This is a genomic window from Reyranella sp., assembly GCF_044224635.1.
Lineage (GTDB): Bacteria > Pseudomonadota > Alphaproteobacteria > Reyranellales > Reyranellaceae > Reyranella.
On sequence record NZ_JBGAKA010000052.1, the window covers coordinates 17144 to 31443 of the forward strand.

At 68.1% G+C, this 14300-nt stretch carries 13 protein-coding genes; 4 read left to right on the top strand and 9 right to left on the bottom strand.

Going from position 1 to position 14300, the window contains the following annotated elements; genetic code table 11:
* Positions 1-136 precede the first annotated feature (136 nt).
* A complete protein-coding gene (locus tag ACILR9_RS31265) occupies positions 137-868 on the bottom strand; it encodes a class I SAM-dependent methyltransferase (protein ID WP_395713896.1) in 732 nt (243 codons plus the stop codon).
* Between the two features lie 333 nt (positions 869-1201).
* Positions 1202-3385: a tetratricopeptide repeat protein gene (locus ACILR9_RS31270; RefSeq protein WP_395713897.1), complete on the bottom strand. Its 2184-nt coding sequence runs from the start codon at positions 3383-3385 to the stop codon at positions 1202-1204.
* A 325-nt stretch (positions 3386-3710) separates the two neighbouring features.
* On the opposite strand from ACILR9_RS31270, the gene ACILR9_RS31275 reads away from it, so the two are divergent.
* Entirely contained in the window at positions 3711-4463 is a 753-nt protein-coding gene (locus ACILR9_RS31275; protein ID WP_395713898.1) for a tyrosine-protein phosphatase, read from the top strand.
* A 41-nt stretch (positions 4464-4504) separates the two neighbouring features.
* Positions 4505-5770 (top strand): epoxide hydrolase family protein, encoded by a 1266-nt coding sequence (locus tag ACILR9_RS31280; protein WP_395713899.1) that lies wholly within the window; start codon positions 4505-4507, stop codon positions 5768-5770.
* A gap of 109 nt (positions 5771-5879) precedes the next feature.
* Here the strand turns inward: ACILR9_RS31280 and ACILR9_RS31285 are convergent, their stop codons facing one another.
* The gene (locus ACILR9_RS31285) at positions 5880-6740 is read right to left on the bottom strand and encodes a MaoC family dehydratase N-terminal domain-containing protein (RefSeq protein WP_395713900.1); all 861 of its coding nucleotides are present in this window, start codon (positions 6738-6740) and stop codon (positions 5880-5882) included.
* 144 nt (positions 6741-6884) lie between these two features.
* On the opposite strand from ACILR9_RS31285, the gene ACILR9_RS31290 reads away from it, so the two are divergent.
* Entirely contained in the window at positions 6885-7388 is a 504-nt protein-coding gene (locus ACILR9_RS31290; protein ID WP_395713901.1) for a GNAT family N-acetyltransferase, read from the top strand.
* A 194-nt stretch (positions 7389-7582) separates the two neighbouring features.
* Here ACILR9_RS31290 and ACILR9_RS31295 read toward each other — a convergent pair whose 3' ends face one another.
* Entirely contained in the window at positions 7583-8482 is a 900-nt protein-coding gene (locus tag ACILR9_RS31295; RefSeq protein ID WP_395713902.1) for a TauD/TfdA dioxygenase family protein, read from the bottom strand.
* Positions 8483-8585: 103 nt separating this feature from the next.
* Here ACILR9_RS31295 and ACILR9_RS31300 point away from each other — a divergent pair, with 103 nt between their 5' ends.
* The gene (locus ACILR9_RS31300) at positions 8586-9230 is read left to right on the top strand and encodes a 2OG-Fe(II) oxygenase family protein (RefSeq protein ID WP_395713903.1); all 645 of its coding nucleotides are present in this window, start codon (positions 8586-8588) and stop codon (positions 9228-9230) included.
* 121 nt (positions 9231-9351) lie between these two features.
* Here ACILR9_RS31300 and ACILR9_RS31305 read toward each other — a convergent pair whose 3' ends face one another.
* The 5 genes from ACILR9_RS31305 to ACILR9_RS31325 form a co-directional block, all read right to left on the bottom strand.
* Positions 9352-10443, bottom strand: a complete 1092-nt coding sequence (locus tag ACILR9_RS31305; RefSeq protein WP_395713904.1) for an LLM class flavin-dependent oxidoreductase — start codon at positions 10441-10443, stop codon at positions 9352-9354.
* Between the two features lie 137 nt (positions 10444-10580).
* The gene (locus ACILR9_RS31310) at positions 10581-11534 is read right to left on the bottom strand and encodes an acetyl-CoA carboxylase carboxyltransferase subunit alpha (protein WP_395713905.1); all 954 of its coding nucleotides are present in this window, start codon (positions 11532-11534) and stop codon (positions 10581-10583) included.
* A gap of 34 nt (positions 11535-11568) precedes the next feature.
* The gene (locus tag ACILR9_RS31315) at positions 11569-12510 is read right to left on the bottom strand and encodes a site-specific tyrosine recombinase XerD (protein ID WP_395713906.1); all 942 of its coding nucleotides are present in this window, start codon (positions 12508-12510) and stop codon (positions 11569-11571) included.
* 7 nt (positions 12511-12517) lie between these two features.
* Entirely contained in the window at positions 12518-14038 is a 1521-nt protein-coding gene (locus tag ACILR9_RS31320) for a hypothetical protein (RefSeq protein ID WP_395713907.1), read from the bottom strand.
* Positions 14019-14192 carry a hypothetical protein gene (locus ACILR9_RS31325; protein WP_395713908.1) on the bottom strand — a complete coding sequence of 58 codons (174 nt, stop codon included), beginning with the start codon at positions 14190-14192 and terminating at the stop codon, positions 14019-14021. The genes ACILR9_RS31320 and ACILR9_RS31325 overlap by 20 nt, the downstream gene beginning before the upstream one ends.
* Between the last annotated feature and the right edge of the window lie 108 nt (positions 14193-14300).

Sequence of the window (14300 nt, forward strand, 5' to 3'; positions counted from 1 at the left end):
CTTCGTTTGTGACGACACTACTGTCATCCCGAGCGCAGCGAGGGACCTTTGTTGCTGCCTCAAAGGTCCCCTCGCTGTGCTCGGGATGACGGCGATTCTGCATCTACCATCTCGTCACAGACCCTGAGATCAGCGGTCAGCATTCCGTCGAGACGATAAGGATCATCGGGCGTTCGATCTCCGGCGCGAGACGGGCATCGCCGGCGACCTGATCGGCAGTGGGCGCGAACTCGACGACGCCACGAAGGGCGAATCCTGTGGCGAGAAGCGTGTTCAGGGTCGTCCCGATCGTGCGATGGTATTTCACCACGCCCTTGGCCAGCCAGTCGGTGACCCGGCGACCTTCCACGGAATAGCCGTCGACCGGCCAGCTCATCCGGCCGTCATCCACCTTCGACCAGCCTGGGTTGGTTGGCGCCATGTAGATCGGATGCTCGATAGTGAACACGAAGCGCGCGCCGGGAGCCAACGCCTGGTGCACGGTCCGCACCAGCCGGCCGAAATCCTCGACATAGTGGAAGGCGAGCGAGCTGTAGGCAAAGTCGTACGCGGCCGCCGGCAGCTCGAGCGTTTCGAGGTCAGCGATCCGGTACTCGACCCGTGCGTCCGGCGTCTCGCGCCTGGCGCGTTCGATCATGTTCTCGGAAAGATCGATGCCGACGACACGGGCAGCGCCCTGCTCCGCCGCCGCCCAGCGCGCGAACCAGCCGAAGCCGCAGCCGAGATCGACCACGCGCTTGCCGCGCAGATCCGGCACCAGCGCGCGGATCGCCGGCCACTCGGGCGCACCATCGAGCCCGTGCCGGGATCGCGGCAGCCGGCTGTACCCCTCGAAGAATTCCGCCGTGTCGTAGATGTTCTGTGCCATGTGTCTCTCCATCGGATGGTCGAAGGACGAGGCACGCGGCGCAACGCTCGTCCGTTTCCGGCGAGGCTGCGGGTCTCCGATACGCGCGTTCAGCGAGCGCGATCCACTCCCTGCATCCCGCCTGTTGGGATGCAGGCCAAGCGGGCGACGATGTGGGTGTCCGGCTCGCGCATGCCGGCTTCTTGGCACAGGGTTTCGAGTCCGGTCAATGCCGACGCGCTGGGCGCTGGATGAACCCGATCCATCGGCCGACGACCAGCACCGAGCGCCAGAGGTTTGACGAGCTGTCCGCAATCAGGCGCACACCGGGATGCAGAACATGATCCCGCCTCGTCAGAGCGCGCCGGCAATCTCGATATGGCCGGGCGCAAGGCCCTGCCGATAGCGGTCGTACATGATCGAATAGGCGCCCTCGAGGTGCCTCGCGAAGGCGGTGCCGTCGAACAGGGCCGACGATTGCCGGTTGGCGGCGAGCTTGCGCTTGATTGCCGCCAAGGCGCCCGGAACCGTCGCCAGGTCGACCGCGCGCTGCTCGTAAACGCGCGCCGTCTCGGTGACCAGGTCAGGCATTCCGATGGCCCGCAGAAGGCTGGTGGCGACCCTGCCCGCGAATGCCTTTCCCGTCAGAGTGAGCACAGGCAGCCCGGCCCACAGGGCGTCGCTCGCCGTGGTGTGGGCGTTGTAGGGCAGCGTATCGAGGAAAAGATCGGCGCATTGATGTCGCGCCAGATGCTCGCCGAGCGGGATGCGCCGCGAGAACACGAGGCGATCGCCGTCGACCCCTCGCGCCGCGGCCTCGCTGCGCAGGTTGCGAACGGCGGCGGCGTTGTCCTCGATCAGCCATAGCCGGCTGCCGTCCACCCGCGTCAGGATGCGCATCCAGCTGTCGAACGTCGCCGGCTGGACCTTGTAGCTGTTGTTGAAGCAGCAGAACACGAAGCCCTCGCCCAGCCCCAGCTCGCGGCGCGACGGCGATCGCGCCGACATCCGCTTGCTGCTGTCGTTGGGCTGGTAGCTGCCGGGCAACCAGACCACTTTCTCGCTGTAGTGCCGCCGGCTCGCCTCGGGGATGACCACGCTGTCGGCGATGATGTAGTCCATGTGCCGCGCGCCCATCGTCCCGGGATAGCCGAGGTAGCTCGCCTGAACCGGCGCACAGCGGCCGGCGAAGATCGCCGGCCTGCTGTCCCGCGTGAAGCCCTTCAGGTCGATCGCGATGTCGATGCCGAGTTCGCGCGAAAGGTCGACGATCTCGCGGTCGCTTCGCGCGCCGACGTCGACGAAGCGATCGAATCCTGATGCCAACCGTTGCCGCATGGCATCGCGTCGATCGGGACCGAACGAGAAGGCGATGCAGTCGAAACGGCTTCTGTCGTGCGTCTCGATCAGCTCGGCGATCAGATAGGCCGTCGCATGATCGTGAAAATCGGCGGAGTAGTAGCCGACCCGGATTCGGCCGCTCTTCTCCCGCCTGACGAACGGCCGGGCACTCTCGACCACGCCGTACCGTGCGGCTGAATAGCTCTCGCTGGCACGGCGGTGCAGAACAGGGTCATCGAGGATCGCAAGGGCAATGAACGGTGACGACGCGCGGCGTCCGGCGGCGATCCGCGCCGCGAGGTCAGCGACGTCGCCATCGTGGGTCGCCCAATCGCAGGCCTGCATCCTGGTGTGCAGGTACTCGCCGAACAGGAAGTCGGCATCAGGGTCGAGAGCGAGGGCCTTGCGGTAACTTTCCACCGCCGCCTCCAATCGTCCGAGATCGCGCAGGGCGAAGCCGCGACGCGACCACGCCTCGGCATGATCGGCGGCAAGGGCGAGAGCCTGATCGTAGCTCGCGATGGCATCCTCGAGGTGCCCCATCTCGTAGAGCGCATGGCCGCGGCTGCACAAGACCGTGGCATCAGACCGAAGGGCGATGGCCCTGTCGTACCCGGCGACCGCCTCCGGCAGGCGCCTCAGCTGGCGCAGCGCATTGGCGCGATTGGCATGCAGGGCCGCCTGTGCCGGCCGGAGCGCGATCGCCTTGTCGTAGCTCGCGACGGCCTCGTCGAAGCGACCGAGCTCGAACAGCGCCACGCCGCGATTGGAATGGGCTTCGGCATGCCCCGGCTGCAGCGCGATGACGCGATCGTAGCTCGCCACCGCGTCGGCGCGACGTCCCGTCGCGTAAAGGACGTTGCCGCGGTTGTAGAGGGCGTCGACGTAGCCCGGCGCAAGCGCAAGCGCCCTGTCGTAGCTCGCCAGCGCCTCCACGAGGCGATCGAGATGAAAGAGGGCATTGCCGCGATTGCTGTGAGCCTGCGGATGATCGGGCCGCAAGGCGATGGCCTGGTCGAACCACGCCAGCGCCCGCGCGGGAGCCCGATCTTCGAGGTCCAGGATACCCAGAAGATGAAGCGCGTCGAAAAAGTCTGGCTGCCCGGCCAGGATGGCCTCGTAGAGCCGCCGCGCCTCGGCCCGCTGGCCGCGCTGATGGAAGGCCAATGCTTCTTGCAGTCTTGCCTCGGCAGGCACATTCCCTCCCCATCAGATCCAGAGCATTACATGTGGGCGCGCTTTTCATTCTCCTCCCCAGCTTCGCTGGGGAGGTGTCCGCGTAATCGCGGACGGAGGGGTCATGAGCAGCGTGACTGTGACTCATGACCCCTCCGTCGCCGCAAGACGGCGACACCTCCCCAGCGAAGCTGGGGAGGAGAATGAAAGGCGCCCGAACTTCCTCCCTGCTCGATCGCAAAGCGAAAGAGCGGCCTCGCGGCGGCGCCCAATGGTAACGCTGATGCAAAGATTCCGCGTCGCAAGCGACATGATTCGGGCACGTCCGTCATGCTAGATCAGAATCATGACCGATTTCTCCCCTCCTCACGTCGTGCCGCTGGAGGGCGGCTCCAACTTCCGTGACCTCGGCGGCTACGGCACCAAGGATGGCCGCGCCGTGCGGCGCGGCGCCGTCTTTCGCTCGGCGCATCTCGGCAACCTGACTCCTGTCGACCGCGCCGCCCTGGGCCGCCTCGGCGTGCGAACGATCGTCGACCTGCGCGGGGTCAACGAGGCGGCAGAGACGCCCCATCAGGTCGACGGCGTCGAATGCCGCATCGTCGGCGCCCACATCGAGCCCGGCGTCGGCGAGAGGATCCGCGGCGCCGTGGCCGACGGCAGCGCCAGCCCGCACCTGATGATGCAGTTCCTGACCGACCATTATCGCGACTATCCGCGCCGCTGCGCGCCCGGCTTCCGCACCCTGTTCGCGACCTTGAGCGACGGCACGCACCGACCGCTGGTGTTCCATTGCACCGCCGGCAAGGACCGCACGGGCTTCGCCTCGGCGCTGCTGCTGACCCTGCTCGGCGTGCCGTGGGAAACGGTGATGGACGACTACCTGCGCACCAACGAGCTGTGGACCGGCCATCTCGGCCGCTATCCCGAGCTCGACATCGACACGCGCGCCGCCATCGTCGAGGCCCGCACGCCCTATCTCGAGGCGGCCTTCGAGGTCGTGCGGGCCGATTTCGGCGGACCGGAGCAATTCGCCGAGCGCGCGCTGTCGCTCGACCGCGCGGCGCGCGAGCGGCTCAGGGCGGATTTGCTGGACTAGTCGCTTTCGCGCTACGCCTTGGCCCCATGTCCGAGAGGCCCATGTCCGAGAGGCCCATGTCCGAGGCGCGCTACGAAACTCCCGAACCCTTCAAGGTCGACATTCCTGAACGGGCGCTGATCGACCTCGACGAACGCCTGCGCCGCTGGCGCCCGCCGGTCGCCATCGCCGACAACGGCTCCTGGGCTTCGGGCACCGACCCGGCGTTCCTCGCCGACCTCGTCGACTACTGGCGCCACGGCTACGACTGGCAGCGCTGCCAGGAAGCGATCAACCGCTGGCCCAACTACCTGGTCGATATCGGCCCGCAGCGCCTGCATTTCATCCGCGAGCCCGGCACCGACGTCGAGGGTGCGCCGCGGCCGATGCCCCTGGTCGTCACCCATGGCTGGCCGGGCTCGATCGTCGAGTTCCTCGAGCTCATCGACCGGCTGGCGCACCCCGACCGTCACGGCGGCGACGCCCTCGATGCCTTCGACGTCATCGTGCCCTCGCTGCCGGGTTACGGCTTCTCCGGCCCGCCGATCCGCGACGACGGCAGCGTGGGCCCGATCGGCCCGCGCGCCATCGCCGGCCTTTGGCATCGGCTGGTGCACGATCAGCTCAACTATCGTCGTCCCTACGGCGCGCAGGGCGGCGACTGGGGTGCCGTCGTTTCCTCGTGGTTGGCATTCGACCATCCGGTGATGGAAGAGAAAGACGGGTGGAAGTCGGGCGTGCTCGGCCTGCATCTCAACATGATGGGACTGCGGCCGGGCGCCGACCTGCGCAAGGCCAGGCTCAGCGCGGCCGAATCGGCCTGGCTCGAGGCGGCGCGGACCGATCGCGATGACAAGGTCGGCTATCAGCGCATTCAGGCGACGCGACCGCAGACCCTGGGCGTCGCGCTGGCCGACTCGCCGGTCGGCCTGGCGGCCTGGATCGTCGAGAAGTTCCAGGCGTGGAGCGACTGCGCCGGCAACCCGCTCACCCGCTTCTCCATGGATCTGCTGCTCGACAACGTCATGGTCTACTGGCTGACCGGAACCGCCGGCACGGCGACCTGGCTCTATCGCGGCTTCGCCCGGCAATCGCCCTATGCCCTGCCCGAGGGCCGGCGCGTCGAGACGCCGACCGGCTTCGCCGCCTTTCCCGCCGACCTCTCGCCGCCGCCGCCCCAGGAGTGGCTCGAGCGCGCCTACAATGTGCGCCAGTACACGGCGATGCCCAAGGGCGGCCACTTCGCCGCCCTTGAGGAGCCCGGCCTGCTGGTCGACGACATCCGCGCGTTCTTTCGCCCCCTGCGTTTCGGAGCGGCGAACGATTGAGCGCAGGAAGACCAAAGCTCCTCGCTGCGCTCGGGATGACGGCATTGCTGTCGCCACAGCGCCCGATGTCATCCCGAGCGCAGCGAGGGAGCTTTCCTCATCGGCTCGATCAAGCCAGCGTCGCCGTCGCCTGCGCGGCAATGGTGCCCTTCGGCGTCACCGTCCACAGCTCCGCGCCGTTGCCGTCGGGCGTCGGCCGGCCGACGACATTGAACGGCGCCGTGTCGAACAGCGGCGCACGGGCGCGCACGGCGAAGGTCTTGATGCGTCGGCCGGGCATCGAATCGCGCAACAGGTCGAGCAGACATTGCTGGGCGAACGGGCCGTGCACCACCAGGCCGGGATAGCCCTCGACCTCCATGCAATAGGTGCGGTCGTAGTGAATGCGGTGCGGGTTGAAGGTGATCGCCGAATAGCGGAACAGAGTCACCGGATGCGGCTCGATGGTGCGCCGCCACGGCGTGCCGGTCGGCACGGGATCGCGTTCGGGCACGCCGCTCTTGGTGCCCGCCTTCACCTCTTCGCGGAACACCGTGCTGGCGGCTTCCGTCAGCGCGAGCCCGCGCGGCGTGAAGATGCGACGCGTCTGGGTCGTCACGATCAGGCTGCCGGTGCTGCCCTGGCGCTGCTGGATGTCGGTGAACTCGATCTCGCGCCGGAGCTTGTCGCCGACGCGGATGTCGCCGTCGAAGGTGAAGGTCGAGCCGGCATACATGCGGCGCGGCATCGGAATCTTGGGCAGCACGCCGCCTTCGAACGCGGCGCCGTCGGCACCCAGCGACGCCGGCCGCGCGTAGGAATGCAGGAAGCAGAGATGCCAGCCCGGCGCGATCGGCTCGCCCATCGCCGGCACCTTGTCGGGCCGATCGAAGGTGGCGATCATCGCCTTGAGCGGCGCATCGGTGACGACGTCCTCGTCCTCGATCTTGCGTCCGAGTTCCTTGCGCAGCGGTTCAATGTCGATGGTCACAGGTTCCTCCCGGCTGCCGCCGAGACTAGCTCATCGCCGCCTTCCGTGCGCGCCGCATGCCGCAGCAATCCGCGCGCTTGCCGCGATACGAAAGCGGGCAATAAAGAACCGGCTCTTCACCATCCTGCCCCAACCCATCGACGCATGATCCGGCCACCGCATCCTCACGAGATCAGGCTTCTGCCTGACATCGAGAACGAGGCCGACCGGCGCTACGCGCGCGTCGGTCTGCAGCGCGTCATCGATATGCCGCCGGCATCCGTCGCCTCGCTGGAGCACGCCAGACGGCAAGGACAGCTGTGGGTCGCTGCTTCGTCGCAGGGCCGTGCGGTCGGCTTTGCCCTGATGAAGCTGCGCGCCGACCGCGCCTGGCTCGACCAGCTTTCGGTGCTCGATGCCTGGCAGGGACATGGCTTGGGGTCGGCGCTGATCGACCGCACCGCCGAGGCGGCGCGCGCTCTCGGCTACCGCGCGATCTTCCTGTCGACCTACCTCGACGTGCCGTGGAATGCCCCGTTCTACGCCCGTCGCGGCTTTGCCGACGTGCCGCGCGGTCAATGGGATTGGCCGATCCGCCAGCAGATCATGAGCGAGAACCGCCACGGCCATCCGCCCTGGCGGCGCACCGTCATGTCGCGCGAGGTCTAGAGATGGTCTTCCTGACCGCGAGCGTCCCGCTCGCTCAGATTCATGAGCGAGCGGGACGCTCGCGGCCAGGAAGACCATGAACCTGATCCTTCTCGAAGCCTCATCTGTTTCCACTTGAAAGTCTGCGTGGCCGCCGTGCGCGCCCTCGCTCGCCCCGTCGAGCGACAGGGCGAGCTTGCGAAAGGCCGCTGGCGTCATTCGGCAGCGACGGCCAGTCCCATCTGCTCGCAGGTCGGAGCGACGTCGGCCACCGTGGCGCGGCGCATGTCGCGGGCGTAACGCTGATCGTCGAACTCCATGCCGCGATGCATGGTGCAGCGGTCGTCCCAGATCACCAGGTCGTGGACGCGCCAGCGATGGCTGTAGACGAACTGGCGCTGCGTGGCGTGCCGGGTCAGCTCGTCGAGCAGCGCCCGAGCCTCGCCGTCCGCCATGCCGCGGATGGCGCCGGCATGGCTCGCGATATAGAGGCTCATGCGGCCGGAATCCTGCAGACGGCGCACCAGCACCTGCGGCACCGGCTTGAAGGCCTCGCGCTCGCTCTCGTCGAAGTCCGAAAAGCCCAGCCTGGCGCGCGAGGTCATGATCGAATGCTCGGCGACCAGGCCGGCGATGCGCCGCTTGGTCGCCTCGGGCAAGGCGTCGTAGGCCGCCCGCATGTCGGCGAACTCGGTGTGGCCGCCGATCGGCGGGATCGACCGGGCATGCAGCATCGAGCAGTAGGCCGGCACGCGCTTGAACGACGAGTCGGTATGCCACAGCCGATTGCCGAGATTGTACAGGCGCTGGCGGTCGTTGGTCTCGAGCAGGCGGTTCTCGTTGTCGAGATTGCCGACGTCGGCCAGGTTCTCGTGCAGGCGCAGCTTGTGGTCCTTGCGTGCCTTGAACACCGTGGTCTCGAGGGGGCCGAAATGGCGTGCGAAGGCGAGCTGGCTCTCGTCGTCGAAATGCTGGTCAGGGAAGACCAGCACCGCATAGCGGGTGAAAGCGGCGCGGATCGCGGCGAGATCGCCTGATGCAATCGGTCTCGCGAGATCGACGTCGCCGATCTCGGCGGCGAAACTCTCGGTGACAGGCTGGACGGTGATGGCCACGGGCTCCTCCTGGTTCCTCCCGATCCTGTGTGGAGCGACAATTGGACCACCGAACCGGCGTGGCTGCAAATCCCTTCGTCCCGAATCCCGCTATACTCGGGGCATGATCGAGAAGCAGGAAGTCCAGGAGATTTTCCCGACCCCGTTGTGGATCGTGGATCTTCAGCCCGCCGCCGCGGCGTCGCTCAACGCCGCTCTCGCCGCCGAGATCGAACGGCTGATCGCGCCGCGCCCCAAGATTCCTGCCGGCAGCAACTGGCAGACGCCGCAGGACCTGCACACCAGGCCGGCCTTCGCCGAGTTCGCGAAGCTGGTCGAGACGGCGGCGCGCGGCGTCGCGCGCTTCCTGCAGGTCGACCAATACCCGATGGCGATCACCGGCTGCTGGGCCAATATCAATCCGCCGGGCGCCTATCACCCGATGCACCACCATCCCAACAACTACCTGAGCGGCGTCTACTATGTGAGGATTCCGACATCAGGCTCCCAGATCATCTTCCAGGATCCGCGCGGCCAGGCGTCGATGATCATGCCCAGGCCGCGGCAGTACACGCGCCTCACCGCCAACGGCGCCAACGCCCAGAGCAAGGAAGGCCGCTTGGTGATCTTCCCGGCGTGGCTGAAGCACACCGTCCCCGCCAACGACAGCCAGAGCGACCGCATCAGCATCTCGTTCAACCTCATGTTCAAGAACTTCAGCGAGACCATGGCTGCGCCGCTGTGGGACGCGACGGCCGGGAAAAGCTGAATTCATCCTCCTCCCCAGCTTCGCTGGGGAGGTGCCCCGTCTTACGGGGCGGAGGGGTCATGAGCCTCAGTCCCACTGCTCATGACCCCTCCGTCGCCGAAGACGGCGACACCTCCCCAAGCTACGCTTGGGGAGGAAAATGAGAGGCGAGCCCGAACGCCTCTGCAAGCAGCTCGTACGAGCGCTTACGCTTCTCGAAGTCGAAGCAGATCGTCACCGCCATGATCTCGTCGATCCGGTAGGCGCCGGCATGCATCTCGAGGCCGGCCCGCACCGTCTTGGGGGAGCCGACGACGGAGCGGCGGCGCAAGGCGGGCAGGATGCGCTCGGCGCCGGGTTCCTTGGCGGCTTGCAGCGCCTCCTCGACCGACGGCACCGGTCCCGCCTCGCCGCGGGTACGCAGGCGCATCGCCCAGACCTCGCGGCTCTTGGCCAGCAGGTCGGCCTCCTCGTCGGTCTCCGCGCACAGCACCGAGATCGCCATCATCGGCAGCGGCCTCGCATGCAGCGACGACGGCTTGAAGTGCTCGCTGTAGGCGCGCGTGACGCGATCGCCGCCGTCCGGATTGATGAAGTGGGCAAAGCAGAACGGCAGGCCGAAATGCGCCGCCAGCGCCGCGCTGTCGTCGCTCGAGCCCAGCAGCCAGACGTCCGGTGCGGTCTCGCCGACCGGCTGGGCCGTCACGCCGAAGCCTTCGTGCTTGGGCGGCAGCGCGTCGTGCAGCCACGAGACCAGGTCGCGCACCTGGTAGGGATAATTGTCGGCGCTGCTCCAGTTCGGCTTGCCGTCGGCCAGGATGCGCATGGTGCGCTGATCGCTGCCCGGCGCACGCCCGATGCCGAGATCGATGCGGCCCGGGAACAGGGTCTCGATCATGCGGAAATTCTCCGCCACCTTGTAGGCGCTGTAGTGCGGCAGCATCACGCCGCCCGAACCGATGCGCATGCGCGACGTCAGGCCGGCGATCCGCGTGATCAACACCTCGGGCGTCGAGCCGGCGAGCGCCTCACTGCTGTGATGCTCGGCCAGCCAGTAGCGCGTGAAACCCAGCCGATCGCACAGCTGCGCCAGCTCGAGCGTCTCGCGCACGGCGCCGGCGGCCGTCCCGCCCTTGCGGATCGGCGACTGGTCGAGAACGCTGAGACGCAGAGCGGACGGCATGACGGCGACGGGGCGGGCCAGGAGCGTGATTGCCTTAAGGGGAAACCTCACCCTGAGGAGCCACGCAGAGCGTGGCGTCTCGAAGGGTGGGCAGCAGACGTGTCTTTTGCGACCCTTCGAGACGCGGCCTGCGGCCGCTCCTCAGGGTGAGGACATTTTGTGGCGCTTCAGCCAAAGAGAATCACGCCCTAGAGGCCCTTCTTGCCCATGGCCAGGAACTTCTCCTGGCGGCGTGCCCGCAAGGTGTCGGCATCGAGCTGGACCAGCTCGGCCACGGCTTCGGTCAGGACCTTGCCGACGACATCGATCGTCTCGTCGGGCGAACGGTGGGCGCCGCCCATCGGCTCGGGAATGACGTCGTCGATCACGTCGAGCTTCTTGAGGTCGGCCGCCGTCATCTTCATCGCGTCGGCGGCTTCCTGCGCATTCTCGTTGGAGCGCCACAGGATCGAGGCACAGCCTTCCGGCGTGATCACCGAGTAGACGGAATTCTCCAGCATGTAGACGCGGTCGGCCGAGGCGATGGCCAGCGCGCCGCCGGAACCACCTTCGCCGATCACGACGCTGACCAGCGGCACGCCGAGCGACAGGCAGGTGTCGATCGAGCTGGCGATCGCTTCGGCCTGGCCGCGCGCTTCGGCGTCGAGGCCGGGATAGGCACCCGGGGTGTCGACCAGGGTGACCACCGGCAGGTGGAACCGGTCGGCGAGCTTCATCAAGCGCTGCGCCTTGCGATAACCCTCCGGCCGCGGCATGCCGAAATTGTGCTTGATGCGCGAATCGGTGTCGTCGCCCTTCTGCTGGCCGAGCACGACGACGCTGCGGCCCGCCAAGCGGCCGACGCCGCCCACCACTGCGGCATCCTCGCCGAAGGCGCGGTCGCCGGCCAGCGGCATGTAGTCGGTGATCAGCCGGTCGATATAGCGCTGGGCATGCGGCCGTTCGGCATGGCGCGCCACTTGGACGCGCTGCCAGGGCGTCAGCTTGGCATAGGTCGCGCGCAGCTGCTTCTGCACCTTGTCCTGCAGGCGCATGACCTCCTCGGCGATGTCGACATCGCCCGAGTTCGGCAGATGCCGGAGCTCGGTAATCTTGCTTTCGAGGTCAGCAATCGGCTTCTCGAAGTCGAGATAAGTGGCCATTCGCCGTCAGATGTCGCCTGTCGCCGGAATCCTGTCAACCGGCCGGGGTACGGCGACGGCGCCGCGCCAGAGGATGCTTGTCCTGCACCAGCGACCGCAGCTTCTCGTCCAGGACATGGGTGTAGATCTGGGTCGTTGCAATGTCGGCATGCCCCAGCATCAGCTGCACGCTGCGCAAATCGGCGCCGCCCTCCAGCAGATGGCTGGCGAAGGCGTGGCGCAGCACGTGCGGCGACACGCGCGCCGGATCGATTCCCGCACCGAGCGCCGCCTCCTTGAGGAGCTGGGCGAAGCGCTGGCGCGTCAGATGGCCGGTCCGGCCGCGCGAAGGAAAGAGGAAGCGCGAGCTCTCGCCCTCACCGAGCGCTGCCGCCCGCACATGCAGCCACGACGCAATCGCCTTGCGCGCCGGGTCGCTGAGCGGCACCAGGCGCTCCTTGTCGCCCTTGCCGCGCACGATCAGCATCGTCGGATCGCGCTCGACGGCGACCAGCGGCAGGGTCACCAGCTCCGACACCCGAAGCCCGGTGCCGTAGAGGATCTCGAGCAAGGTCGCCATGCGGCCGCCATCCACGCCACCCTTGACGCGCGCCGCCTCGATCAGGCGGTCGACCTCGTCGCGCGACAGGACCTTGGGCAGCGGTCGCCCGAGCCGGGGCGAATCGAGCGCGCTCGCCGGATCGTCCTCGCGCAGGCGCTCGGCCAGCAGGAACCGGAAGAGCTGGCGGATGACCGACAGGCGACGCGCGACGGTGCGCGGCGTCATACCGACATAGTCGAGCGATTTCAGGTAGGCGCGGAGCGCGTCGGTATCGGCCGTCACCGGCTTCTGCCTGCGGCGTGCGAGGAATGTCTCGAGATTCCGGAGATCGTTGGCGTAGGCGGCCTCGGTGTTGCGGGAAGCACCCCGCTCCGCCGTCAGCATCTCCATGAAGGCCTGCGCTTCGCGCGACAGCGGCGGCGGCTTGGTCCTCACGGTCACCTCACAGGCCGTAGGCCATCGCCGTCTCGATCGCGAACAGGCGTGCCGCGTGATCCTCGCCGGCCTGGCGCAGCGCGCGCACGATCGCCGCGACGCCTGCGGGATGCAGCTCGGCGAGCGGCGTCTCGCCGGCGGCAAGCGAGGCCAGAAGAGAGGCCTCGGCGCGGCGGCGCCCGGCGCCGGCGGCCTGCAGGGCCTGCAGCGTCGCGACGGCCGGCATGACCAGGCGGACGCCGGCCGGCGGCGCTTCCGGCAGGTCGGTCGACCCCGCCGGCACGTCGATGCCGGTGGCGCGGAACAATTCGACCAGCAAGGCGCCGCGCAGGGCCGCGCGCGCCGGATCGTCCTGGCGGATCGTGGCATACCAGCGATTGACCTCGGACGGCGGCAGCCGCTTGGGATCGTCGATGCCGGCGATCGCGGCGAGCGGCATCAGCCGGTCGAGGGCGTTCAAGGTCTGCGGATTGTTGTGCGCGGCGGCGATCGCCAGCTGAATCCAAGCCTGCGCCTGCTTCTTGTCGCCGAGCAGCAGGAAAGCGCGCAGCGCCTCGGTCGCAACGCCGGCAAACTGCTGCTGGGCGGGCAACTGCAGCAATCCGGTGGCGCTGGCCCGCGCGACCGTCGGAAACAGCGGGCTGCCGCGGGTATCGGCATAGACCACGCCGATCGAGTTGACGACTTCCTGCGGATTGGCGGCCCCGCGGGCCACCGCGACCAGGTGGGCGCGGCGCGCGATGGCCGGCGGCAGCCGAGCGCCGGTATTCACCGCCTCGAGGTAGAGGTCGCTCAACCGGGTGGCCTCGACGATCGCCAGCGCCTCGCCACGCTCGCCGATCTCCAGCCGCGTCGCCATCGGCAGGCTCTTCATGCCGACCAGCGCCCGGATGACCGGCGGCTGCGTGCTGCGCAGCAGGTTGGCCGTCGGCTGGGTACGCGTCATGTCGAGCATCATCATGGTCGGCCCGTCGACCTGCCCGAGCGAAACGGCACCCGCCGCCGCCTTGTCGCCGTCGAGGTAATTGCACGCCGCCTGGGCGCGACGGCCGAACGGCTCGGCGAGCTCCCAGTTGCGCACGATCGCACAGGCGCCCTGGCGCTCGCCGGCCATCATCAGCGCATTGGCGACGTAGGTGGCAGCCGTGGGGTCGGAATAGGCGCCGGCATTGCGCACCATCTCGTTGAGGCTTTCGGCTTCCCCCATGGCTGCGAGCTTCTCGACCCGGCGTATGAACAGGCTGGGCGGCGGGCTGCCGTCGGGCGGCGGCGGGCTGAGCTCGCTCACCAGCACCTTGAACTGCAGGTCACGCAGCGCGCGGCTGCCCGGCGCCGCCGGCAGCGCCGCCACCAGGCGCTTGGCAGTGGCAAGCGACGTGCCCTTCCAGGCGTCCGCCGGCATGCCGCCGATCCGCGCCGTCAGGAAGCCGGTCGGCCGGTCATCGAAATTGGCAACCTGCGCCGGCGCCTCGAGGGCGCTGGCGGCAAGAGTCGCGGCAACCAGCAGGCTAACGCGCAAACCGCTCATTGGGGACCGGCACCTCGAAGTGACGCAGCGGCGGCCTGGGCTCTATGACGGCCAGCGCCACGAGGCCGGCGATCACCAGGCCGACAACGATCACGACGACCACCGGCCCGAACTTGAGGGCCGGGACGTTGAGGCGACTTCTGGAACGAAACATCGGCACGACGCGACCAAACTACTCCGGAGGCCGCCGGCCGGGCAATCGTAAGCCGGGCGACACAGGCTTCTCCTCCCCAGCTTCGCTGGGAGGAGAAGCCTGAACGCG

What these genes read in the sequence shown, in the direction of transcription:
- ACILR9_RS31265 (WP_395713896.1), bottom strand. Translation starts at nt 868, where the DNA reads ATGGCACAGAACATCTACGACACGGCGGAATTCTTCGAGGGGTACAGC.
- ACILR9_RS31275 (WP_395713898.1), top strand. Translation starts at nt 3,711, where the DNA reads ATGACCGATTTCTCCCCTCCTCACGTCGTGCCGCTGGAGGGCGGCTCC.
- ACILR9_RS31280 (WP_395713899.1), top strand. Translation starts at nt 4,505, where the DNA reads ATGTCCGAGAGGCCCATGTCCGAGGCGCGCTACGAAACTCCCGAACCC.
- ACILR9_RS31290 (WP_395713901.1), top strand. Translation starts at nt 6,885, where the DNA reads ATGATCCGGCCACCGCATCCTCACGAGATCAGGCTTCTGCCTGACATC.
- ACILR9_RS31300 (WP_395713903.1), top strand. Translation starts at nt 8,586, where the DNA reads ATGATCGAGAAGCAGGAAGTCCAGGAGATTTTCCCGACCCCGTTGTGG.
- ACILR9_RS31310 (WP_395713905.1), bottom strand. Translation starts at nt 11,534, where the DNA reads ATGGCCACTTATCTCGACTTCGAGAAGCCGATTGCTGACCTCGAAAGC.
- ACILR9_RS31320 (WP_395713907.1), bottom strand. Translation starts at nt 14,038, where the DNA reads ATGAGCGGTTTGCGCGTTAGCCTGCTGGTTGCCGCGACTCTTGCCGCC.
- ACILR9_RS31325 (WP_395713908.1), bottom strand. Translation starts at nt 14,192, where the DNA reads ATGTTTCGTTCCAGAAGTCGCCTCAACGTCCCGGCCCTCAAGTTCGGG.